Annotated in this window: 22 protein-coding genes and 1 pseudogene; 14 read left to right on the forward strand and 9 right to left on the reverse strand. The window is 59.1% G+C overall.

Annotation, left to right across the window (positions count from 1 at the left end):
* Window positions 1–35: 35 nt before the first annotated feature.
* Both PMI35_RS10150 and PMI35_RS10145 read right to left on the reverse strand, forming a co-directional pair.
* Window positions 36–1,082: a LacI family DNA-binding transcriptional regulator gene (locus tag PMI35_RS10150; protein ID WP_008062409.1), complete on the reverse strand. Its 1,047-nt coding sequence runs from the start codon at window positions 1,080–1,082 to the stop codon at window positions 36–38.
* 78 nt (window positions 1,083–1,160) lie between these two features.
* A complete protein-coding gene (locus PMI35_RS10145) occupies window positions 1,161–2,294 on the reverse strand; it encodes a wax ester/triacylglycerol synthase domain-containing protein (RefSeq protein ID WP_008062410.1) in 1,134 nt (377 codons plus the stop codon).
* A gap of 264 nt (window positions 2,295–2,558) precedes the next feature.
* Here PMI35_RS10145 and PMI35_RS10140 point away from each other — a divergent pair, with 264 nt between their 5' ends.
* Window positions 2,559–3,722, forward strand: coding sequence for an alpha/beta hydrolase family protein (locus PMI35_RS10140; RefSeq protein WP_008062411.1), 1,164 nt, complete (start codon window positions 2,559–2,561; stop codon window positions 3,720–3,722).
* A gap of 111 nt (window positions 3,723–3,833) precedes the next feature.
* Here the strand turns inward: PMI35_RS10140 and PMI35_RS10135 are convergent, their stop codons facing one another.
* The gene (locus PMI35_RS10135) at window positions 3,834–5,162 is read right to left on the reverse strand and encodes an MFS transporter (protein ID WP_008062413.1); all 1,329 of its coding nucleotides are present in this window, start codon (window positions 5,160–5,162) and stop codon (window positions 3,834–3,836) included.
* A gap of 309 nt (window positions 5,163–5,471) precedes the next feature.
* On the opposite strand from PMI35_RS10135, the gene PMI35_RS10130 reads away from it, so the two are divergent.
* Both PMI35_RS10130 and PMI35_RS0132920 read left to right on the forward strand, forming a co-directional pair.
* Window positions 5,472–6,623: an iron-containing alcohol dehydrogenase gene (locus PMI35_RS10130; protein WP_008062415.1), complete on the forward strand. Its 1,152-nt coding sequence runs from the start codon at window positions 5,472–5,474 to the stop codon at window positions 6,621–6,623.
* Between the two features lie 87 nt (window positions 6,624–6,710).
* Window positions 6,711–7,055, forward strand: coding sequence for an acyl-CoA thioesterase (locus PMI35_RS0132920; protein ID WP_008062416.1), 345 nt, complete (start codon window positions 6,711–6,713; stop codon window positions 7,053–7,055).
* Between the two features lie 151 nt (window positions 7,056–7,206).
* On the opposite strand, the gene PMI35_RS34145 is transcribed toward PMI35_RS0132920, so the two are convergent.
* Window positions 7,207–7,500: a putative quinol monooxygenase gene (locus PMI35_RS34145; RefSeq protein ID WP_008062417.1), complete on the reverse strand. Its 294-nt coding sequence runs from the start codon at window positions 7,498–7,500 to the stop codon at window positions 7,207–7,209.
* Window positions 7,501–7,851: 351 nt separating this feature from the next.
* Here PMI35_RS34145 and parS point away from each other — a divergent pair, with 351 nt between their 5' ends.
* Window positions 7,852–8,328, forward strand: coding sequence for a type II RES/Xre toxin-antitoxin system antitoxin (gene parS, locus PMI35_RS10125; RefSeq protein ID WP_008062418.1), 477 nt, complete (start codon window positions 7,852–7,854; stop codon window positions 8,326–8,328).
* Window positions 8,328–8,795 (forward strand): RES family NAD+ phosphorylase, encoded by a 468-nt coding sequence (locus PMI35_RS10120; protein WP_008062419.1) that lies wholly within the window; start codon window positions 8,328–8,330, stop codon window positions 8,793–8,795. Before parS ends, PMI35_RS10120 begins: the two co-directional genes overlap by 1 nt.
* 245 nt (window positions 8,796–9,040) lie before the next feature.
* Here the strand turns inward: PMI35_RS10120 and PMI35_RS0132925 are convergent, their stop codons facing one another.
* Window positions 9,041–9,238, reverse strand: a complete 198-nt coding sequence (locus tag PMI35_RS0132925; RefSeq protein ID WP_032831820.1) for a co-regulatory protein PtrA N-terminal domain-containing protein — start codon at window positions 9,236–9,238, stop codon at window positions 9,041–9,043.
* Window positions 9,239–9,504: 266 nt separating this feature from the next.
* Between PMI35_RS0132925 and PMI35_RS10115 the strand changes: the two genes are divergently transcribed.
* Window positions 9,505–10,149 carry an FMN-dependent NADH-azoreductase gene (locus PMI35_RS10115; RefSeq protein ID WP_008062420.1) on the forward strand — a complete coding sequence of 215 codons (645 nt, stop codon included), beginning with the start codon at window positions 9,505–9,507 and terminating at the stop codon, window positions 10,147–10,149.
* A 131-nt stretch (window positions 10,150–10,280) separates the two neighbouring features.
* Here PMI35_RS10115 and PMI35_RS35965 read toward each other — a convergent pair.
* Together PMI35_RS35965 and PMI35_RS10110 are read right to left on the reverse strand one after the other, a co-directional pair.
* Window positions 10,281–10,685 (reverse strand): annotated as a pseudogene (locus tag PMI35_RS35965) (lecithin retinol acyltransferase family protein); the annotation flags it as partial.
* A 219-nt stretch (window positions 10,686–10,904) separates the two neighbouring features.
* Complete coding sequence (locus PMI35_RS10110) at window positions 10,905–12,590, reverse strand: sigma-54-dependent Fis family transcriptional regulator (protein WP_008062422.1); 1,686 nt, start codon at window positions 12,588–12,590, stop codon at window positions 10,905–10,907.
* Between the two features lie 439 nt (window positions 12,591–13,029).
* Between PMI35_RS10110 and PMI35_RS10105 the strand changes: the two genes are divergently transcribed.
* From PMI35_RS10105 to PMI35_RS10075, 7 genes are all read left to right on the forward strand, one after another.
* Complete coding sequence (locus tag PMI35_RS10105) at window positions 13,030–13,284, forward strand: phenol hydroxylase subunit (protein ID WP_008062423.1); 255 nt, start codon at window positions 13,030–13,032, stop codon at window positions 13,282–13,284.
* Window positions 13,285–13,328: 44 nt separating this feature from the next.
* Complete coding sequence (locus PMI35_RS10100; RefSeq protein ID WP_008062424.1) at window positions 13,329–14,324, forward strand: aromatic/alkene monooxygenase hydroxylase subunit beta; 996 nt, start codon at window positions 13,329–13,331, stop codon at window positions 14,322–14,324.
* Window positions 14,321–14,593, forward strand: coding sequence for an MmoB/DmpM family protein (locus tag PMI35_RS10095; RefSeq protein ID WP_008062425.1), 273 nt, complete (start codon window positions 14,321–14,323; stop codon window positions 14,591–14,593). Before PMI35_RS10100 ends, PMI35_RS10095 begins: the two co-directional genes overlap by 4 nt.
* A 56-nt stretch (window positions 14,594–14,649) precedes the next feature.
* A complete protein-coding gene (locus tag PMI35_RS10090) occupies window positions 14,650–16,206 on the forward strand; it encodes an aromatic/alkene/methane monooxygenase hydroxylase/oxygenase subunit alpha (protein WP_008062426.1) in 1,557 nt (518 codons plus the stop codon).
* 79 nt (window positions 16,207–16,285) lie between these two features.
* Window positions 16,286–16,645 carry a phenol hydroxylase subunit P4 gene (locus PMI35_RS10085; RefSeq protein WP_008062427.1) on the forward strand — a complete coding sequence of 120 codons (360 nt, stop codon included), beginning with the start codon at window positions 16,286–16,288 and terminating at the stop codon, window positions 16,643–16,645.
* 10 nt (window positions 16,646–16,655) lie between these two features.
* On the forward strand, window positions 16,656–17,717 hold the full coding sequence (locus PMI35_RS10080; protein WP_008062428.1) for an NADH:ubiquinone reductase (Na(+)-transporting) subunit F: 1,062 nt from the start codon (window positions 16,656–16,658) through the stop codon (window positions 17,715–17,717).
* Window positions 17,718–17,808: 91 nt separating this feature from the next.
* Complete coding sequence (locus PMI35_RS10075) at window positions 17,809–18,720, forward strand: SphA family protein (RefSeq protein ID WP_008062429.1); 912 nt, start codon at window positions 17,809–17,811, stop codon at window positions 18,718–18,720.
* A 58-nt stretch (window positions 18,721–18,778) separates the two neighbouring features.
* Here PMI35_RS10075 and PMI35_RS10070 read toward each other — a convergent pair whose 3' ends face one another.
* A complete protein-coding gene (locus PMI35_RS10070) occupies window positions 18,779–20,566 on the reverse strand; it encodes an IlvD/Edd family dehydratase (RefSeq protein ID WP_008062430.1) in 1,788 nt (595 codons plus the stop codon).
* A gap of 48 nt (window positions 20,567–20,614) precedes the next feature.
* Entirely contained in the window at window positions 20,615–21,796 is a 1,182-nt protein-coding gene (locus tag PMI35_RS10065; protein ID WP_008062431.1) for a fumarylacetoacetate hydrolase family protein, read from the reverse strand.
* Between the two features lie 112 nt (window positions 21,797–21,908).
* Between PMI35_RS10065 and PMI35_RS10060 the strand changes: the two genes are divergently transcribed.
* Entirely contained in the window at window positions 21,909–22,865 is a 957-nt protein-coding gene (locus PMI35_RS10060; protein WP_008062451.1) for a LysR family transcriptional regulator, read from the forward strand.
* The last annotated feature ends 96 nt before the right edge of the window (window positions 22,866–22,961 follow it).

The following is a 22,961-nucleotide window of genomic DNA, read 5'->3' on the forward strand; positions in this document are numbered from 1 at the left end:
TCCTCTGGATTGTTTTTGTTTTAGCGGTTGGGGGGCTATGCGGAAGTGCGCAACACCAGATGCCCCGGCATCTCGTGCAGCGCCGGGTCGACGCCGTCGCCGGGGCGACCCTTGCCCAGCAAGCGAATGGCGCAATCGATCATCTGGCTCAGGGGCTGGTGCACGGTGGTCAGTGAGTTTTCGGGCCAGGCGGCGGCGCGGACGTCGTCGAAGCCGACCACGGCGACATCCTCGGGGACGCGCAGGGTCGTGTTCATCCGCAGGTAACTCAGTACGCCGAAGGCCATCACGTCGTTGGCGCAGAACACCGCGTCGATGGCCGGTTGCCCGGCGCTGAACAGTCGGGCCGCCGCCTCGCGCCCGCCTTCGTAGGTGTATCCACCCTCAACGCAGGCAACCAGGCGTTGACCGTGCGCGACCAGGCCCCGCTCGAAGCCGCGCAAGCGGTCGGCCGTGGTGGAGATGCCCGCATCGCCGGACACGAAGGCGCAAGCCTGGCGTCGTTGTCCTACCAGATAGTCGGCCACCTCGGCGGACATGCGCTCGTTATCGCAGCACACCGACCAAACGCTCGCGTCCTCGACACGGCGGTTCATGAACACCAGGCCGACACCCTGGCGTGCGCACAGGTCCGCCAGGTGTGAAGACAACTTCGCGGCGGTCACCACGATCCCATCGACCTGGAACTGCAGCAGTTGCGGCATCAGTTCGTCCGCATCGCCCCCCGGTGGCACCACGAACAGCAGCAGTTGCCGGCCTGCCTGGCGCAGTTGCAGGGAAAGCTCCTCGACCAGCGCCGGATAGAAGGGATTGGCCATGTCGCCAACCACCAGCGCAACGATGCCGGTCTTGCGCTGGTTCAAGGAGCGGGCGATGGCATTGGGTCGATAGCCCAATTCTTCGGCCATGGCGAGGATGCGCGCGCGCAGCTTGGCCGAGATGCGCGACTGCGCATCGAAGGCGCGAGTGACCGTGGAGGTGGCGACCCCTATGCGTTGGGCGAGGTCCCTGGCGGTGACGCGCACGACGGGCGTCGGGTTTTGCAGGGCCGGTAAACCCTGCGCGGTGCTGTCGTGCTGCATGTCGTTGGCTCCGGCCGCTTATCAGTCTTGTGCAAACGTGTGCACTCATGGACCGGATGCTATCGGCGCAAAGCCGATTCAGACTCCCCCCGAAGAGAGGGGGGAGCGGACAGCGTCGCAAACCACCCCTTGCGCAAGGCAACTAACGTGGCCTACCCGCTTCGAGGGGGCAGGGCGAGCGTGAGCCGCCAGGCGGGCGACAGGGTCCTCGATATCCGTGCGCAGGGGGAAGGTGAGCATCGACACGGTGTTGCCGGCGGCGACGCTTTCATTGCCCTGGCGGGTGTTGACCGGTGCCAGGGTCACCAACGACTTCTCCGGCAGTTCATCCTTGGCGATCAGGTAGCGCCGCATCGCGCCGCCGACCATGGCCAGTACCGCATCGTTGACCGTGGCCCCGGGCACCAGGTTCTTGATCTGTTTGACGACGCCCAGATCGAGGGTGACCGAATCCCAGACTCGACTGGACGTCACGTTGCTGTTGAAGCGGGTGCGCGGCGCGCCGCCTTCGGAGCTGAGTACCGAACGCGCCATTTTGCGCAGGCTCGCCACGGTCAGCTTGGGCAGCACGCGCGCCAGGGGCAAAGCCATGCGCGCGGAGGCCATGACATTGTCGGTCAGCATGCGGCTGACCGTGTCCAGCGGGCCCCATCGCAGCGGTAAACTCGCCGCCGGGGGTGTCTTATCCACCACGGCGACGGGCTTGCCCTGCGCCCCGGCCAGGTCGTGCAAGGCCCAGGTCAGTTCCGCGGCGGCGGCGCCATCCATCGCGGCATGGTGGGTCTTGGTGAGGATGGCGAAGCTGCCCTTGGGGATGCCCTCGATGTTGTCGAGGCCCTCGATCACGTACATCTCCCAGGGTGCCCGGGAAAGATCCACGGAGCGGGCATGGATGCGCGACACCATGATGCAGAACTGGCGCCAGTCGCCCGGTTTGGGCAGCGCGAAATGGCGAACGTGGAAGTCGATGTCGAACAGGTCGTCTTCCACCCAATAGGGATAACCGAGACCGAAGGGCACCTGGACGATCTTGCGCTTGAACACCGGTGAGACATCGAGGCGCTCGTTGATATGCTCGACGATCTGCCGAAAGCCGAGGCGTTGCCCCTCTACCGTGGACTGATCGTAGATGTAGATCATGGTGCAATGCGACGCGGCATGTGGTCGATCGACTTTCAGGAACAGGGCGTCTTGCCCGCTCAGTTTGCTCATCGTTGAGGCTCTCGCTGGGTGGTGGATGTGGATTGCCCGAGAGCTGTCCAGCGAGCTCGCCCGGGCCTGGTCAATACGACGAAGGTCGATGGCGAGCAGATTCGTCGATCTGCCGTTGACCCGTCCCCCTGCAAATGGGGGGGAGTACGTGGCTGGTGCGGTATTTATTCTGGCGGCTGTCGCAGGGTCCTGTGCGTGTCGCCGGGATGCGCAAGTTGACCCTCGGCCACAGAGGAGTTTTGTGTGTCGAGTCAAGAGCGCTGCATGAGTGAGCAAGGGCCAGGCGATTCACAGGGTCCCTGGTGGGAACGTTTGTCCGAAGACTTCTGGCGGCAGGCCGATGGCACGGAACTGGATGCCCGGCACCCGTTGAAGATCCACGGCACCGCCGCCGTCGAGCGAGTGATGCGCACCGCCCTGTCGACGACGGTCGCGGCGAGCGCTTTGGCGACGTTATCCAGGCGTGGGCGTCTGCAGCGCGAATTCGAGGCACTGCGTTTCTACGAACCGCTGGCGCGCGCCGCAGACGCCTCGCGTGTATTCCTGCCGCCACCGAAGGGCATTGTCGTTGCCGAGCGCGAGCTTTCCGGCAAGGACATCCGCCGCCTGCAGTTGCGTTTCGCAAGCTCGTTCAAACCACTCAATCCGTTCGCCCGCCCGCAGTTCGAAGCCATGCAGCGCAACACCTGCGCCCATGCCCAGTACTGGTGCCATGGCGACCGGCCGCGACCGACGCTGATCGTCATCCATGGTTTCGCCGCCGACCCGCACTGGCTCAATGCGCACGCGCTGTCGCTGGCCGGTTTCTACCGGCGCGGCTACGACATCCTGCTGTTCACCTATCCGCACCACGGCCTGCGCGCCGAACGCGGCAACTGGTTCAGCGGCCAGGGGCTGTTCGGCAGTGGGTTGGCGGCTTTCAACGAGGCGCCGCTGCATGCGATCCACGACCTGCGGGTGTTCATCGACTATCTACAAAGGCGTGGTGTCGAGCAGATCGGTGTCACGGGCATTTCCCTCGGCGGGTACACCGCAGCGGCGCTGGCGGCCGTTGACGAGCGTCTGGCCTGGTGCGTCCCGATTGTGCCCGCGGTCAGCCCGGTCGATGCGTTCCTCGAGTGGCAACCTACGGGTCTGCTGCTCTCGCGGTTGATGCGCAGCCAGGGCATTGGCGTGGCCGAAATGCGCGGATTACTGGCCGTGCACAACCCGCTGACCTATGCCCCGTGCCTGGACGGCGAGCGCATGCTGATCATCGGTGGCGCGGGGGACCGGGTCACCCTGCCACGCCATGTGCGCCTGCTGCACCGGCACTGGCCGGGCAGCGAGCTGCACTGGTTTGCGGGCAACCACATCCTGCACCTGGGCCGGGGTGAGTACCTGACACGCATGGGCCAATTGATGGATCGATACGCCGGCTCCTTGTAGGAGCGAGCCTGCTCGCGATGGACTCAAGAACACCGCGGGGAATCAGATTCCCCGCGTTATCGTTAACGACCATCGCGAGCAGGCTCGCTCCTACAGTTTCCTGGTATTGGGTTATGCCCGGGAATCTCGTCGATCCTTCAGGCAGTGAGCCGGTATCCCGATCAGCAACACCAGCGCCCCAAGCACCATCACGATCGCCATCACATCGAACGCCAGGTACAGGCTGCCGGTGGCGGACTTGATTGCCCCGACAGCGGCCTGGCTCAGCACGCCGGCCAGGTTGCCCAGGCTGCTGATGATCGCAATGCCGCCTGCCGCGCCTGCCTTGTTCAGCAACGCCGGCGGGATCGTCCAGAACAGCGGGATGGCCGACAGCGCCGCGGCGGAGCCCAGGCTCATGAGGAAGATCGACAGCACCACATTGCCGTGCACCAGGCCCAGCAGGGCAAAGCTGCCCGCACCCACCAGCATGGTCAGCCCCAAATGCCAGCGGCGTTCCATATGCCGGTCGGAACTGCGCCCCAGCAGGTACATGGCACACACCGCGACGATAAAGGGCAGGGCGGCCAGCATGCCGATCAGTTTCAGGTCTTCCAGGCCGAAGCCGCGGATCAGCGTCGGAATCCAGTAGGTCACCGTGTTTGAGCCGCTGTAGATGCAGAAGTAGACGAGTCCGGCGATGTACATTCGAGGTTCGCGCAGCACGCCGCCGAAGTGACTGCTCACGGCTCCCGGCTCACTGCAAGTGTCCTGGGCGATCTGGTGCTTTTCTTCGTCGGTCAGCCAGTTGGACTGCTCGGGACGATCCGTCAGCCAGAACCAGCCGAAGAGGCCCAGCAGCAGGGTGGGTGCGCCGGTCAGGATGAACAGCATTTGCCAGTCCTTGAAACCCAGCCAGCCATCGAGATGGGCCATGATCACGCCGGACAGCGGCCCGCAGATGATCCCGGCCACCATCCCCGCCATCAACAACCCGGCCGTGACTCGCCCGCGCAAGGACGCCGGCAACCAGTAAGTCATGTAGAGGATTATCCCGGGAAAGAACCCGGCCTCGGCCACGCCCAGCAGGAATCGCGCGGCGATCAATTGGTTGGCCGTGGTGACGAAGGCCGTCGCCACGGTGACCATGCCCCACAGCAGCATGATGCGGGTGATGGTGCGGCGCGCGCCGACCCGCTGCATGTACAGGTTGCTGGGGATCTCGAAGAGGATATAGCCGAGGTAGAAGATCCCGGCGCCGATGCCGTAGGCGGCGTCGCTCAGCAAAATGTCCTCGGCCATGCGCAGCTTGGCGAACGACAGGTTGATCCGGTCGATGGCATTGACGATGAAGGCCAGCACCAGGAAGGGCATCAACCGCCACAGCACCTTGGCGTAGACGCGTCTGGTGGCAGGGGGTGCGCAAGCGATATCCGGAAACTGCGAAAGGGTGTCATTCATGTGTCGTTGCTCATCGTGTTTTCCTCTTGGACTTGTTGTTGTAGGCGAGGTCGTTCGTAGGGCGAGTATAGAGTTCGGGCGGGGGCGTTCGTTCCGGATTCGAGTGGTCCCTGAAGTGCGTCTAACCCTCTGAAAACACGTGGGTTATTTGGTTATTTCGGAAAGCGTATCCGCGACACCTCCGGATAAGGTGGCACCCACTCCGAAGGAGGGGGGTGAGGGACCAAGTCGAGCCTCTACGGTATGGGCCTGGAGCCTCACGCCAAACAAGCGGAGGTCGTCAAAACCAATACCTGGAGAACCCTTGCGATGCTATCGATGGCCTTCAATACCACCCGCTCGATCATCATCGAGCGCGGTGCCGCCACCCGTCTTGCCCCTCAGGTGCTGAACCTGGGGGCCAGCTCCGTGCTGCTGGTGACCGACGCGGGCGTCGTGGCCGCCGGGTTGCTCGACCCGGTGCTGAGCGGTTTTGCTGCAGCGGGCGTGCCGGTGCGGGTATTTGCCGAAGTACTGGCCGACCCGCCGGAGTCGGTGATCCTCGCGGCGGTTGAAGCGGGCAGAGAATGTGGCGCCGATTGCGTGGTGGGATTTGGCGGCGGCAGTTCGCTGGATGCCGCCAAGCTGGCGGCGTTGCTGTTGCGCGGTGGCGAGCAGCTGGCGCAGATCTATGGCATCAACCAGAGCAAGGGCGCACGCCTGCCGCTGATCCTGGTGCCCACCACCGCCGGCACCGGCTCCGAGGTCACCGCGGTTTCGGTGGTGACCACCGGTGCCGGCGAGAAGAACGTGGTGATCTCGCCAACCCTGTTGCCGGATCTGGCGGTGCTGGATGCCGAGCTGACGCTGGGATTACCAGCACCTATCACTGCCGCGACCGGTATCGATGCCATGGTCCATGCGGTCGAGGCCTACACCAGCCGGCACCTGAAAAATCCGCTCTCCGACTGCCTGGCCAAAGATGCCTTGCGCCTGCTCTGCGGTAGCCTGTATCAAGCCTGCCACGAGGGTTCGGACCTGGTCGCCCGGGAAAACATGTTGCTGGGGGCGTGCCTGGCCGGCATGGCCTTTGCCAATTCGCCGGTGGCTGCTGTGCACGCGTTGGCCTACCCGATCGGCGCACGTTTCCATGTGCCGCACGGGGTGTCCAACGCGCTGGTGCTGGGTGCCGTGATGCGTTTCAACCTGGAAGCGGCAGCGCCGCTCTACGCGCAGCTGGCCGAGATCGTGCTGCCAAACGTGACGGGAAGCGAACGCCAGAGAGCACGCGCCCTGGCCGATCATCTGGGGGGCCTGGCCGGTGAGCTGAAATTGCCAACCCGTTTGCGTGACGTGGGCATCGGCGAGGGCGATATCCAGGCCCTGGCCGAAGATGCGATGAAGCAAGCGCGCCTGCTCGGCAACAACCCGCGCCCGGTCAGCCTGGCCGACGTCCTGGCCATTTACCGGGAGGTGCTATGAGCAGCAAGGCCTACCGTCCCCGACGCGAAGATTTCCGGCGCTTTTACACCCTCGGCACACGCTGGGGACCACGACTCCTATGGGCATGTGCAGAACATCGTCTACTACTCGTTCTTCGATTCGGCGATCAGTCATTTCCTGGTGGAGCAGGGCACCTTGGACATCGACAGCAGCCCGGTCATCGGCCTGATCGTCGAGTCGAGCTGTACCTTCTTTTCACCCATCACCTTTCCCGACGTGGTGATGGTGGGGTTGCGCATCAGCCATCTGGGCAACAGCAGTGCGCGTTACGAGCTGGGCATTTTCCGTAACGACGAGTACGAGGTGTCGGCGCTGGGCTATGTCGTCTATGTGTACGTGGATCGTGCGAGCAATGTCTCGGTCGCCATGCCTGAGGGGGTGCGGGAGGCGTTGCGCCGGCTGGCCGACTGATCCTTCAGGCGGTAGTGCGTGACAGGTCGATCCCCCTCGACAGGAGGGGGCGGCCCTTTGCCGGTGCGGGTGACCATCGTTGCAATCTACAACGACAGACCGAAAACGCCGCCTGGGACATTATCCATCTACGGCTGGCTGGGCTTTTCTATCAGGCAAGCAGCTGACAGTTGAACTCAATACTTCGAACAGATTCACAGTTCAATAAAGCAGCATATTTTTCCTGCGCTGGATTATGGAAGTGATTCTCCATGTCTGACGGGGTCAGCCAGTGCCCGGTAACAATCCAGAGGTTGGAGTTGCAATGGCTTTGTACCGCTGAGTATGAGAGACAGCCTGAGGAATCGCGCAGGGAGCCTATCATTTCGCGCAGCATGAGGCCGACAGCCTCTACCTGGCCAGGGGCAGCATGAATGGTTACCGTGTTGGTTGCTGCTATAAACATGGTTTATTGCTCCACGCAAAATAGATACGGTGCACGGCCATAAAGGGGTCTTGGATACATTGCGCACTAGACACATGGGCAGGTTAGTGCGCTGAGTGATAAAGCTCGACATCCAATAAATAAAAAAAGTAGAAGTCCAATGTATGAAATTCATCTGATTGGGCCCTTTATTCTTGAAGTCGGACTCGTGGGATGCCGGCCAATGCACGCATGACCGTACATCCAGAGGATCAACGAAAAAGGAAGCCATGAGGGCTGGTGGCACCACTCTGCCGAAAGGTAGTGCCATTTCGCGCCGACGCCGCCTATACTTCATTTGACGGAATAAATCCTTCAAGTGACGGAGGCATGATGAGCACTTCAGCAGTGGAGAGGCGCCACGAGAAACAGAAAGAAGCGTTACGTAGCGTAGGCGCCAACGAGTTTTGGGCTTTCAGCGCCTGCCGTTACTCACTCAACGAATCAGAACGACTGCGCCAGATCAAGAGCGGATTTCCTGCCCATCTCTTCCTGGCCATGCGCCATACCTTCAACCTGCAAGATACCGGTTTGGCGCTTCTACTCAATGCGTCGATCTCCACGCTTGAGCGGCGGGTTCGGGAGCATCAATCCCTTGATACCGTTGCGTCCGAGCGCCTGGATCGCATTGCTTCCGTTTCCCTACAGGCTGAAGAGGTCTTCGAGGACCGGGTTGCAGCTGCGCAATGGTTGTCGAAGCGGAACAAAGCCCTTGGTAACAATGCACCGATTCTGCTCTGCGAAACTGAAATCGGTGCCAAGCAAGTTCGCCGTGTCCTGTACGCATTAGAGTGGGGCGGGGTCGCTTGATGCGGGCGTGGCGAATAGCGAAGGAGAAGCGAGCGACTGACCTGTCCGGCAAGGGCGCGGCAATCGAGGGTGGGCGATGGAACGATCAGGACGTGCCTGTCGTATACATGGGCATGACACCGGCCATCTGTTGCCTGGAAACCTTTGTGCATGCGGTTGGTGAGCCGACCTTTCCATTGAAAATCACCTGTTTTGAGTTGCCTGCCGAGGTCTCGCTGTACCTGGAAGTTGAAGCGCTGAATCTACCTGATGGGTGGGCGAGTCTGCCTGCCGACCGCCCAAGCATGGACTTCGGTACCGCCTGGCTGAAATCGAACACGCACCTGGGCTTGATCGTTCCCTCTGCCATTTTGCCATTGGAACGCAACATTGTGATTAACCCAAATCACCACGCGGCGAGCCAGATCAAAGTGGTTGAGGTTTACGATTTCATGTACGACCCGCGAATGTTCCAAGTCGGTAAGTAGTCAGATGAAGCTGGGAAAAGTCCGTTGAAACAGAGGGCGCTACTCAGGTCGACTTGCCTGCTGCTTGTGCTACAAGCAGCCGTGTCGGCGGAAGATGCCTGCCTGCTGTCAATCGACCGCTTTCAATTGCACCACGCCGTTGTTTATACAACTGACCAGCTCATACCGTATTGATTGAAACGCAGCTCTCTTGATACTCCGCAAGAGCTGCACACCACAGTCAGGGGCTGATGGAATAATTATAGCTAGCTGCTTTTAGCATTGGGCTCTATATTAGATTTCGCAGTATTCTGGTTTTCGGTTTTTGTTTTTTCTTGCGCGGAAAGCGCTTGTTGTACGCGAGCTTCATTTCTCTCGAATACTCTGTCCGCGCCACCCTCAGCGAAGGCCGTGGAACTTAACGCGGACAAGAACAAAGTGCATGCAATGATAAGCTTTTTCATGAGAGCGCCTTCCCGGTAGTGCCACGGCATGTGGCTTGAGGTTTTAGGCTATTGGAATGAAAACCACCGTTAAATATCCAATGCTCAAAAAAAATTGCTGACCAATTTTTTATTGGGGGGCGTATCTTGAGAGTACCGGTATAGCGATTTTAAGGGGAATTGGATGTTTCGTGCAGGTATACAATAATCTATTGTAGCGGCGTGAATATAATAGAACACTTCATAAGCCGGCGCTAAAAAATACTGATAACCAGAGGAGTGCGTCAATGAAGCTGCTGCACGTCGATGCCAGTCCAAAAAGCGCGCGTTCCAATTCGCGAGCCCTGGCCCGCCACTTCGTAGCGTGCCTGCGCGAGCAAAATGTAGCGCTCGATATCGATTACCTGGATGTGGCGCAAAATCCCCCAGCGCACATCGACGAATCGTTCACCATCGCCGCGTACACGCCTACTGTAAAGCGCACGGCCCTAATGGAGCAGGCTCTGGCTGCGTCCACAGCGTTATGTCAACGCGTGCTGGATGCCGATGCCTTCCTGTTTGCCATGCCCATGCATAATTTCTCTTACCCTTCGGTTTTCAAAGCGTTCATAGACAACATCATTCGAGCCGAATTGACTTACGTCGTCGGCAGTTCAGGCCACTACATCGGTCTATTGACCCGACAGAAAACCCTGTTCATCACGACCCGAGGCACCGACATGCGCGCGGGAATGCCGCTGTCGCACATGGATGCACTGACCCCATCGCTCAAGGCAGCATTCGGCTTCATAGGTATTCAAAACCCTGAATTCGTCAATGCACAACCTACGCAATTTGCAGCAACCGAAGAACGTGAAAAAGCGTTGCAAAGAGCCCGTATCCAATTGTCGGACGTGGCTCGCAAGTGGGCGAAAGAACAGATGTCGAGTTGAGCACGAAAAAAGCTGCGCAGCACCGGTAAATAAATCGGCGCCACCATCGGCCAATACTGCACCACCCACTTCATTGCCGTTGACGGATGGCTCAACACCTCTCGTACTTGCGGGCTTTCACTTTTCCCGAAGAGGCTCCAATAGCAGAAGTGTTCGCAATTATTGGTAAGAAGTCGATAACGCCTTTCACCTACCCGGGAGAGTGCACGCTGTAGAACCCGCTCTGGCTTGAAGCCGGGTTGCATTTGCCTTCTGACACGAACCTGTCTCCCGTTGGCAAAACCGGTCAACTGTATGATTTCAATGGGACCCGTCTCAAAGCCCCCACACATCCCGGCGTAGTGGATCACCTGCCGTTCTCCAAGATAAATTCCATGGTGAACATATCCATTGCGAGCGGTAATCAAGTGACTACCTGGCGCAACATCGATCAACGAAGACCAGTCGTCATCGTGCCACAGTGCATCTGGATATCGTCCATGTGAAGAACCGCTGACAGTGTTCATGGTCGAGTACGCTTTTGTGTTGAGTCCCATACTGTGACAGGCACAAATCGCGCCATCCGCTCAACCCACCAATAGACGGTCTAACGGCGTAGCCAGGCAATTTTATTGACTAAAAGATCAAATGAGACGTTCGCCATTTGATCAAATGCGTGACAAACGCAATGAGGGGCAGATCCACGAACCTATGGAAAGGACTGAGGTATCGTATTCGCAGTGCTCCGTTTCGACGTACGAACCTCAGCTCAATGCTTAACCCTCAGCCAACTTCTTCAATCGATAGGCCAGCGCTGGTCGCGTTATGCCAAGAAGGCGGGCTGCTTCGGAGACGTTCTGATTCGCTCGATCCATGGCACCCTGTAGCAGTTGTTGTTCCACATCATCCAGACTCACTCCCAGGTCGAGGAGCCTGTCCACCCACTCATCTGCAGGTTCAAGCTTCTGGCTGACCAGATTGCCATCGCTCGACAGCCCGATGCTGAGTGCTTCTACCGACATGTGCGGGAAGAGCGCCTCTACCGAGATGGTTTTGTTGTTGTCAGTGATGATCACGCCACGCTCTATCAGGTTTTCCAGCTCACGGATATTGCCCGGCCAGTCATAGCGCAGGCACGCCTCGTTGGCACGATCGGATAGCCCAAGGGTCTTTTTTCCGTAGCTCAGGTGCAGCTTTTCCAGGAAGTGCTCGATCAAGAGCGGGATGTCTTCGCGACGATCACGTAATGCCGGAATTCGAACCGGATAAACATTGAGGCGGTAGTAGAGGTCGGCTCGGAATCTTCCATCCTTAACCGCCTGGCCAAGGTCTTCGTGTGTCGCTCCGATCACACGCACGTCGACACGTCGAGTCTGGCTATCGCCCACCCGTTCGAGCTCACCCTCCTGCAGCACCCGCAACAAACTCGCCTGGGCGCGTGGCGTGAGCTCGATAATTTCATCAAGAAACAGCGTGCCCCCATGAGCTCGCTCGAAACGGCCCATACGCGATTGTTGTGCACCGGTATACGCACCTCTTTCAACGCCAAACAGCTCGGCTTCTATCAAGTCCGGGCTGATAGCTGCGCAGTTCAAGGCAATGAAAGGGCCTCCCGCACGCTCACTGCGCAAATGCAGGCTACGGGCGATGACTTCCTTTCCGACGCCCGTTTCACCCAGAAGCAACACGGATGCTTTTCCGGGCGCGACCTTGTCGATCAGATCACAGGTCTTGCGGTAATTGGCCGATTGACCAATCCCATAAAACTGCCCAGCACGCAGCTGCAGGCGTTGATTCATGTTGTCGACTTGAAGCTGCAGGGTGCGCAACTCATCGATGATGGGATCACTCTGGAAGTAGCGCATGAATGAATCGGCATCCTCCCACTCTTCAGCGGGCTTGCCGATGATGCGACACACGCTGTCTCCACAACCGCGGCAGCTGACTTCCTTGTAGATGATCTGGCGGCCGATGAAAAATGACGAATAGCTGATCGCGTACCCGAGCAAGGTCCAGCAAACGGGTTGTTCGGAATGCAGTTGCTCGCTCTGGTGGTTCTCGACCTCGAACGAGTCGATCCATTCGATATCGGCGTAGAAGGTTCCTGCCTCGATATCAATATCCATGACCACCGGACGCACCTTGACCATACCCTTGAGCGAATGCAGCTGAGGGCCTATCAGGAACATGTCGATGTCACTGCCATTGGGGCGTAATTTGCGCGCCAATTCGGCATCTTTCAGTCCGGACTGGTAGCCCAGTCGAAGGAAAAAACCCTTCGCACGCTCTTCGCCAATCGTCTCGATCAGCTCTCGACGAAACGACGCCATCGATGAAGCCTGCATCAGCAGCATCCGCTGTTCATCAAGCCAGATTTTCCCTTCACTGCCGAGGAAGTGAATGCGATCGGTCAGATCCTTGAGCAGCACTGAGTGCTCCGAGGCTCGATATTTCATGGTCATGCAAACGCACCCCTAAGTCTTTTTTGTTGGTGGGGATGATTCGGCCCCTACGCCAGGGCTGGGGCGTTGGGGGGCCAGAAGCAGAACTCTAGCAATTTGCGTTCCGCAAAAAACTCAGTTCCAGAGCGTTCCTGGAACCTGCCTGGAAGTCACCTCCAGAGCGCTTGATCACAGGGTTAAGGATAACCCTCCACGTGCTCGACATGACGAGCGCTGATTGGTTATTTGCTCAAATCGCAGGGGTGCAGAGTGATCAAATGATCAAATCGTGGAAATCGCCAGTCCCTCAAAAATAACCTCAAGCCTAAGCAATGGAACGCCAAAGAACATCTTAACCTGATGTTTTATAACGTTTTTGCTCATCTGTTCATTTCTCGCAGGTTGGGCTGGCACCGTTGTTGCTCTGTCCCTCTCCATAACAACAGGGGAGCACCCGAGCATGAACCTACCTGGTAGCACGTTCGATCAAATGCCGCGCTACATCCGCGTGCGCAGCAAGCCAGAAGATGCCTTTGTCGAATTCGATTTCGCAATTGGCTACCCGGAGCTGTTTGTCGAGCTGGTGCTGCCGCATCAAGCGTTCAAGCAGTTTTGCGAGAACCACCATGTGCAACACATGGACGCCCGAATGTCCGACGCCCTGGACGCCGATGCACGCAAGTGGCGTTACGGCGAAACCCGCGACGCTGAATGACCCGCACACCACCACCTAAAACAACAACTACAGGAGACCACTCCATGAGTGTCGAGATCAAGACGACGACTGTCGAGACGATCCGCAACACCTTCAGCCATACGCGTCGCCGTTTTGGCGACAAGGTTGCCAGCCGTTATCAGGAAGCCAGTTTCGACCTGGAGTCGGCGACCAACTTTCATTACCGGCCGCTGTGGCAACCCGACAAGCTGCTCAACGATGCCACACGTACTGCTGTGGTCATGGCCGACTGGTATGCAGTCAGCGATCCGCGCCAGTACTACTACGGTGCCTATGTCCAGGCCCGGGCCAAGATGCAGGAAAACGCCGAGCACGATTACGCCTTCTGTGAAAAGCGCGACATGCTCGGCGGTTTGTCAGCAGAGAATATCCAGCTGATCAGTACGCTGTTGCTGCCTCTTCGCCATGCGGAGCTGGGCGCCAACATGAACAACAGCAACATCGCCGCCGATGGCTTCGGCACCAGCGTCACGCAAATGCATATGTTCCAGGCCATGGATCGACTGGGCATTGCCCAATACCTTTCGCGCATCGGCTTGATGCTCGATGACGGCGATGTCCTGCTTCTCGCGCAAGCCAAACAGCTGTGGCTGAACGATGCTGCCTGGCAAGGAATGCGCCGCTACGTCGAAGACACCCTGGTCATACGTGACTGGTTCGAATTGACCGTGGCGCAGAACGTCGTCAGCGATGGTCTGGTTTACCCCCTGATGTTCCACAAGCTCGACGAGCATCTCTCGGCCAATGGGGCTGGCCAGGTCGGCATGCTGACCGAGTTCATGCGCCTGTGGTTCGCCGAAAGTCAACGCTGGGTAGACGCACTGCTCAAGACGGTCATCAACGAAAGCCCTGAAAACAAATCGATGGTGCAAGGCTGGGTCGATCGCTGGAGCCAGCGCTCGCTTGAAGCCTTGGCCCCATTGGCCGCCAAAGGTCTGGGTGCTGCCGCACTCGAATCAGTACACGCGGAGTTCACCGCGCGCCTGAAAAAAATTGGCCTGACAGGAGCTGCCGTATGACTTCCCTCGTTTACATCAACCTGCAAGACACGGATTACGCACGCTCGATCGTCGAAGCAATCAGGGCCGACAACCCCCACGCGGTTGTCCAGCATCAGCCATCGATGATCCGCATCGAGGCCAGTAGTCGCCTGGAAATTCGTCGCGAAACCATAGAGCAGATCACAGGTACCCCATGGGATATCCAGGAAATGCTGATGTACGTGATCACCCTGGGCGGCAACGTCGAGGAAGAGGACGACAGTTTTTCCCTGCACTGGAACAGCTGAGCGCTGCCATCGCGCCGTTAGCGTTTGTTCGATAACAAGAATTTGGGAGAGCCATCATGGCCGTGAAAAAACGCCTCAATGCCAAAGAAAAATACCGCTGCATGACCCGTGACCTGGACTGGGAACCCAGCTACCAGACCCATGAAGACATCTATCCACACGAGCGTTTCGAAGGGATCAAGATTACCGATTGGGACAAGTGGGAAGACCCGTTCCGCCTGACCATGGACACCTACTGGAAATACCAGGCTGAAAAGGAGAAAAAGCTCTACGCGATCTTCGATGCGTTCTCGCAGAACAACGGCCATACCACGCTGTCAGACGCCCGTTATGTCAACGCGCTGAAATTGTTCCTGTCGGGCGTTACACCACTGGAATACCAGGCCTATCAGGGGTTCGCACGGGTTGGTCGGCAGTTCAGCGGCGCCGGTGCACGCATCGCTTGCCAGATGCAGGCTATCGACGAACTGCGTCACGTACAGACTCAGATTCACGCCATGAGCCACTACAACAAGCACTTCAATGGCCTGCATGATTTTGCCCATATGCATGACCGCGTGTGGTTCCTCTCGGTGCCCAAATCGTTCTTCGAAGACGCACGCACGGCGGGCCCGTTCGAGTTCCTGACCGCGATTTCGTTCTCCTTCGAGTACGTGCTGACCAACCTGCTGTTCGTACCGTTCATGTCCGGTGCTGCGTTCAACGGCGACATGGCCACGGTCACCTTCGGGTTCTCCGCACAGTCCGACGAAGCCCGGCACATGACCCTGGGTCTTGAAGTGATCAAGTTCCTGCTGGAGCAGCACGAGGACAACGTGCCCATCATCCAGCGCTGGATCGACAAGTGGTTCTGGCGCGGGTACCGCCTGCTGACGCTGGTCGGCATGATGATGGACTACATGCTGCCGAACAAAGTCATGTCCTGGTCCGAAGCCTGGGGCGTGTACTTCGAAGAAGCCGGTGGTGCACTGTTCAAGGACCTGGAGCGCTATGGCATCCGTCCTCCAAAGCATGTCGAGGAAGCCAACATTGGTAAGGATCACATCAGCCACCAGGCCTGGTCGATCTTCTATCAGTACAGCCAGGCGACCAACTTCCACACCTGGATGCCGACCGACGAAGAGTTGGATTGGCTGTCTGCCAAATATCCAGACACCTTCGACAAGATCTACCGCCCACGCTTCGAACACTGGCGTGCGCTGCAAGAGAAGGGCGAGCGCTTCTACAACCCGACGCTGCCGATGCTCTGCCAGATCTGCCAGATCCCGCTGTCGTTTACCGAACCCGATGAGCTCACGACCTTGAGTCATCGCAGCGCCACGCATGAGGGCGAGCGTTATCACTTCTGCTCCCAGGGTTGCTGCGACATTTTCGAGTACGAACCCACCAAGTACATCCAGGCCTGGTTGCCGGTGCACCAGATCCTCCAGGGCAACTGTGGGGCTGGCGATGTCGAGGGGGTTGTACGCGATTACTACAACATCAATTCCGGCGAGGACAACTTCGAGTACCTGGGCTCCGCTGAGCATCGTCGCTGGCAGGACTGGCACCCGAATGATCGAAACAGCGCACCGGCTACCCCCGTCGACCCGGATCTGCGCAAGACCGGTTGAGGCCTGGCGCTGAGCGACGAAGCGGGTGCCCGCGCCCGCGCCCGCTTCCAAATGACCTGACAAGAAAAAGGACAACATCATGCCCGTGACTGCTATTGGCGCCTACTGCGCCAACCCCCTGGATAGCCAGGACAACTTCAATGGCCTGCAGCTGGTGTACCTGTGCTGGGAAAAACACCTGATGTTCTGCGCGCCGTTCACCTTTCCATTGCCACCGAGCATGCCGTTCGGGGCGTTCATCGAGCAGGTGGTGAAATCGTCCATTGCGCAACACCCGGACGCCCCTCGCGTCGACTTTAGCCAGGCGCTGTGGCGATTGAACGATCAGCCTTTCACCCCGGACTACGCAGCCAGCCTGATCGATAACGGCATAGACCATAAAAGCCTGCTGCATATGAACACACCAGGCTTGAACGGCATTGCCGGCACTTTCAACTGAGGAACCGGCCATGAGCTACCAAGTAACCATCGAACCCACCGGCGAGCAAATCGAGGTGGAGGAGGGCCAGACCATCCTGCAGGCTGCCTTGCGCCAGGGTGTCTGGCTGCCATTCGCCTGTGGCCACGGCACCTGCGCCACCTGCAAGGTTCAGGTGCTCGAAGGTGAGGCAGACCTGGGTGCGGCATCGTCATTCGCCTTGATGGACATGGAGCGGGATGAAGGCAAGGTGCTCGCCTGTTGTGCAATGCCTCAAAGCGACATGGTGATCGAAGCGGATATCGACGCCGACCCGGACTTCCTCGGACATCCTGTCGAGGACTATCAAGCTGTTGTCACCAGGCTTGTGGATCTGTCGCCCACCATCAAGGGCGTCCACCTGAAACTCGACCGGCCAATGGCGTTCCAGGCAGGCCAGTACATCAACCTGCAATTGCCGGGGGTTGAAGGGACGAGGGCGTTCTCGCTCGCCAATACCCCGAGGCAGGCGGATGAAGTCGAATTGCATGTGCGACGTGTAGACGGCGGACTGGCTACGAGCATGATCCACGATGAACTTCACGTCGGTGATGCGGTAGAACTTTCCGGACCTTACGGCCAGTTCTTCGTGCGTACGTCGCAAAGCGGCGACTTGATTTTCATTGCCGGTGGCTCGGGGTTGTCGAGCCCTCAATCGATGATTCTCGATCTATTGGAGACCGGCGATACCCGCCAGATTGTGCTGTTCCAAGGTGCACGCAATCGAGCTGAACTCTACAACCGCGGGTTATTTGAAGAACTGGAGCGCGAGTTTACCAACTTCACCTACGTACCTGCGCTCAGCCAGGCGGCAGACGACGAAGAATGGACAGGATTCAAGGGCTACGTGCATGACGCTGCGAAACAACACTTCGAGGGACGATTCAGCAACCGCAAGGCGTACCTGTGCGGGCCGCCTGTGATGATTGATTCAGCCATCAACTGCTTGATGCAGGGGCGGTTGTTCGAGCGTGACATTTTCATGGAGCGTTTCTATAGCGCTGCCGATGGAGCCTCCGAAAGCACCAGATCGGCACTGTTCAAAAGAATCTGATTTCACCGCAAAGATAACCGCCAATCCTGCTGGTTTCCCGACGACCAGCAGGGTTGCGGCTGACTATAAAAACAACAAAAGGTCATCAACCATGAAAGCAGCAGCAAAGAAGACTTGCGCGCGTCAACTGTGCCACACCGGTTTAAGTATTCTAGCCGCCAGCAGTATTGGGGTTCAGGCCACCGAGAATGGTGGCTCGTCTTATCCCATGGGTTCGGAAAACTATATGTCCGGCGCAATGCCCCCACCGGGCTTGTATTCGCAGTTTTTCGCCAATCACTACGAAGCCGATTCATTGCGTGACAACAGCGGCGACAAAGTGCCGGTGGATTTTCGCGTGCGGGCCAACGCCATTGCACCGCGGTTGATCTGGGTAACTGAGCAGCAAGTGTTCGGGGGGAGCCTGGCTTTCCATGCAATCGCTCCACTGGTGGATTTGAAAGTAGAGCTCAACGGGCAATCGCAAAGCAAACAGGGCCTGGGCGATATGATTTTTGGTCCGGCACTGGGTTTCCATCACAGCGAGAAACTTCACAGTATCCTCGCCCTGGACTTTATCGCCCCCACAGGCGAGTACGACAAGAATGACCTGGCCAATCTCGGACGTAACTACTGGGTGATCGAGCCTGTTTTAGCGGTGTCCTATATCGATCCGGACGGACTGAACATAGATGCCAAGACCATGTACGACTTCAACCTGCGCAATAAAGATACCGACTACCGCTCAGGTCAGGAGCTGCATATGGATTACGCGGTAGGTTGGGGGTTGGGTAATGGCTGGGTCGTGGGGGTAGGGGGTTACATTTACCACCAGACCACGGATGACCGACAAGATGGCGAGACGATAAAAAACAACAAAGGCAAGGTATTCGCTATCGGGCCTTCGGTGAAATACACCAGTGATAAGGGCTGGTTTCTGACGGCTAAATGGCAGCAGGAGTCTCAGGTACGTAACAGGGCAGAGGGGGACGCTTACTGGGTGAAACTGACTGTACCTTTCTAAATGACCTGGGCCTCGCTATACCGGCAGGTACCGGTATAGCGAAACCGTGCAACAGCCGTCAGTGCGAATGACGCGGCTCGCCACCACTTCGGGCGATAACCCGCAAATGCAGGGTGGCCGGCTCCAGGCAGCCGCCCGTGGACAGCTGTCCTACCAATTGCCGGTACAGCTCTTGCCAAGGGGTTTGCGAGGCCGGGATGTTGGGCGTCCACTCGGCGCGGCGGCGGGCCATTTCGGCTTCGTCGACCAGCAGGTTCACCGATCTGGCGTTGAGGTCCACGCGCAGACGGTCGTTGGTTTTCAGTAACGCCAGGCCACCTCCCACGGCCGCCTCCGGCGACATGTTGAGGATCGAAGGGCTGGCCGAAGTGCCGCTCTGGCGACCGTCGCCCAGGCAGGGCAGGGAGTCGATGCCCTGCTTGATCAGCGCTGCCGGGGGCGCCATGTTCACGACTTCGGCACTGCCCGGGTAGCCCACGGTGCCTGCACCGCGGATGACCAGGATGCAGCGCTCATCGATCTCCAGCGACGGGTCGTCGATCCTGGCGTGATAATCCTCCGGTCCTTCGAACACGATCGCCCGCGCTTCGAAGCTGTTTTCCGCGCCAGGCTCGGACAGGTAGGTCTTGCGAAAGGCTTCGCCCACCACCGACATCTTCATGATCGCACTGTCGAAGAAGTTGCCGCTGAGCACAATGAAACCGGCGCGGTGCTTGAGCGGCGTTTCAAAGGGGTAGATCACGTCGGCGTTGCTGGTCAGCGTGCTGCTGACGATCTCGCCGATGCTCTTGCCACTGACCGTGGCGCAGTCTTCGTGCAGGCGCCCGGCTTTTTGCAGCTCGTGCATCACTGCTGGAACGCCGCCCGCGCGATGGAAACCTTCGCCCAGGTACTTGCCTGCCGGCATGCAGTTGACCAGCAAGGGCACGTCTTCGCCAATGCGTTGCCAGTCGTCCAGGCTCAGCTCGACGCCCATGTGCCGGGCGATGGCGATCAGGTGAGGAGGGCAGTTGCTCGATGCCCCCAGTGCCGAGGCCACGGCGATGGCATTTTCGAAAGCCTCACGGGTCATGATCTGCGAGGGCCGCACATCCTGCATCACCAGCTCGCAAATGCGCTTGCCGGTGGCGTAGGCCATTTGCCCGCGCTCGCGATACGGCGCCGGAATACTCGCGCAACCCGGTAACGACATGCCCAGCGCTTCGGCCAGGGCGTTCATCGACAAGGCCGTGCCCATGGTGTTGCAGTGACCCACCGAGGGCGATGCCGCGGTGGTCATTTCCATGAAGCCTTCGTAGTCGATTTCCCCGGCGGCCATCAGGTTGCGCGCATGCCAGAGCACGGTGCCGGAGCCGATCAGTTCACCTTTGTGGTGACCGTCGAGCATCGGCCCGCCGGACAGGACGATGGCCGGAAGATCCGTGGTCGCGGCGGCCATCAGGCAGGCCGGGGTGGTCTTGTCGCAACCGGTGGTGAGTACCACGCCATCGAGTGGATAGCCGTGGAGAATCTCCACCAGCCCCAGATAGGCCAGGTTACGGTCCAGTGCGGCGGTCGGTCTGCGTGACTGTTCGGCGATCGGATGGACAGGGAATTCCATGGGGATCCCGCCGGCATCACGAATGCCGGCCTTGACCCGCTGCGCGAGTTCCAGGTGGTGACGGTTGCACGGTGTCAGGTCGCTGCCAGTCTGGGCGATACCAATGATCGGGCGGCCCGATTGCAGCTCTTCACGGGTCATGCCGTAGTTCATGTAGCGTTCGACATACAGGGCAGTCATGTCGGCGTGGGCAGGGTCGTTGAACCATTGCTCGCTGCGCAGGCGACGTCGAGGCGTATCACTCATGATGCATTTCTCTCTTGTAATTGGATGAGCCGGCAATCTCGTGGGGCATTAGCGTGCAAGCAGTCCACGGGCGGCCAGGTTACGCAGCAAGGCACTCACGCCAAAGGTCCAGGGCGTTGCGTCAGAACTGTTGGTCACCTGGTTGTGCAAACCGCCAAGCAATGGGCTGCTGATACTGACCCGGTCACCCAGCTTGTGGGTGAAACCGCTGCCGACATGATCGCGATCTTCGGTCGGGGCGAACAGGGTACCGAGAAACAGCAGGAAACCATCGGGATATTGATGATTGGCGTTGAGGGTCTGGCCGGCCAGGTCCTGCGGGTCACGGCTGATCTGGCTCATGGAGCTCGATCCGTGCATGCGGTAGCCGTCCTCGCCTTGCACCTCAAGGTCGACCACGCAGGCGCGGACATCGTCCAGGCTGAAGTGCTCGTCGAACAGGCGGATGAAAGGCCCGATCGAGCAGGATGCATTGTTGTCCTTGGCCTTGCTCAGCAACAGCGCGCTACGGCCTTCGAAGTCCCGCAGGTTGACGTCGTTACCCAGGGTGGCGCCGTGAATCTGCCCGCGGCTGTTCACCGCCAGCACCACTTCCGGTTCCGGGTTGTTCCACTGTGAACCCGGGTGAATGCCGATTTTACTGCCGCTGCCAACTGAGGCCAGGACCGGTGCCTTGGTGAAGATTTCCGCGTCCGGACCGATACCCACTTCCAGATACTGCGACCACATGTCCTGTTCGATCAACAAGGCTTTCAAGCGCATGGCCTGCTCCGAGCCCGGTACGATCGAGCGCAGGTTGTCGCCGATCACACCGTGCACGGTGGCGCGCACGGCTTCGGCCCTGGCGGCGTCACCACCGGCCTGCTCCTCGATCACACGCTCGATCATGCTGGCGGCGAAGGTCACGCCGGCCGCCTTGATCACTTGCAGATCCAGGGGCGCCAGCAGGTAAGGCCTGGTCGGGTCGGCGTCGGGTCCGGTGTTAGCCAGCAGGTCTTCAACACTGGCAATGAACATACCGGGGGTCTGGCGTACCGCCGCGAGCGGGGCATCGGATTCGAGCAAGTCACTCAAGGTCGCGAAGCGCTCCGACAGGTCGAACACGCCGTCGGCGCGCAGGACGATCGGCGACGGCCCGGCGATTCGCCCTGGTACCCAGGCGCGGCCGATCAAGGTACCGGCCACGCCATCGACCGGCAGGGTGTTTTCGGGAGTAAGCATCAGCGACATGGCAATTTTCCTGGTTCGTAAAGGCTTCACGCTAGGGCGCACAGCCGATAAACTCCAATGAGATAATTTCAGTATTCGATAACGTACAGTTATTGCTTGGCGCGGGGTGCCCATGTCGGAACTTTCATTCTCCAGCTTTTGCGGATGGCTCAAATTCAGGCATTTGCAGTTGATCGACACGCTCGGGCGCACGCGCAACATGCACCTGGCGGCGCAACAGATGAATCTCAGCCAGCCGGCCATCAGCAAGATGCTCAAGGAAATCGAAAACCTGCTCGGCTTTGCCTTGTTCGAACGCCTGCCGCGCAGCATGCCGCCCACGGCACTGGGGGAGCATGTGCTGCGTTATGCGCAGATTGCCCTGAACGACGCGCGCTCGTTCGTCGAACAAATCAGCAGTCTGCGCGAGGGAGGGCACGGCCACCTGAGGATCGGCGGTATCTTCGCCGCCGCCGCCGTCGCATTGCCCGAGGCCATTTTGCAGATCAAGGAACGCTGGCCATTGCTGTCGATCGAGGTGGTGGAGCAGACCAGTAATTACCTGATGAAAATGCTCGAAGAAAAAAAACTCGACCTGGCCGTCGCCCGTTTCACCGACCAAGGCCAGCAGCAACGCTACGACTTCCAGCCGTTGGCGCCCGAACCGTTCTGCATCGTGGTCAACCACCGTAACCCGCTGGCCGGTGCCGGCCCCATCTCATTGCAGCAGTTGGTGGACTTGCCGTGGATTCTCTACCCGGTGGGCACCCCCATTCGCGGCCGTATGGAACTGGCGTTCGCCGAGGCCGGCGTGGGAATGCCGCGAAACACCGTCGATACCATTTCCATGCAGACCTTCCTGCAGGTGCTGCAACGCGGGCCCATGATCGGCATGCTGCCCCATGCCATGGTCGACCCGCTGCTCGAGAGCGGCCAGCTGAAAATCCTGGATACGCCGTTGCACCTGGTGCCCCAGGACTACGGCATCCTTACGCGCAAGGGTGAGCAATTGGTGGGGCCAGCGTTGGAGTTTGCCGAGATATTGAAGGAGAACGCGCGGCTGGCCAGGGAATCGGCGGGTTGTGTTTAAGAACTTGGGGTGTACATATCCATTCCTGCGGTAACGGCCACTAATGGTTTCGCCCTTACGGCGAGTCCCTTTTTCAAACGCCTGTACGGACCGGAC

Origin of the sequence: Pseudomonas sp. GM78 (assembly GCF_000282475.1) — a bacterium.
GTDB lineage: Bacteria > Pseudomonadota > Gammaproteobacteria > Pseudomonadales > Pseudomonadaceae > Aquipseudomonas.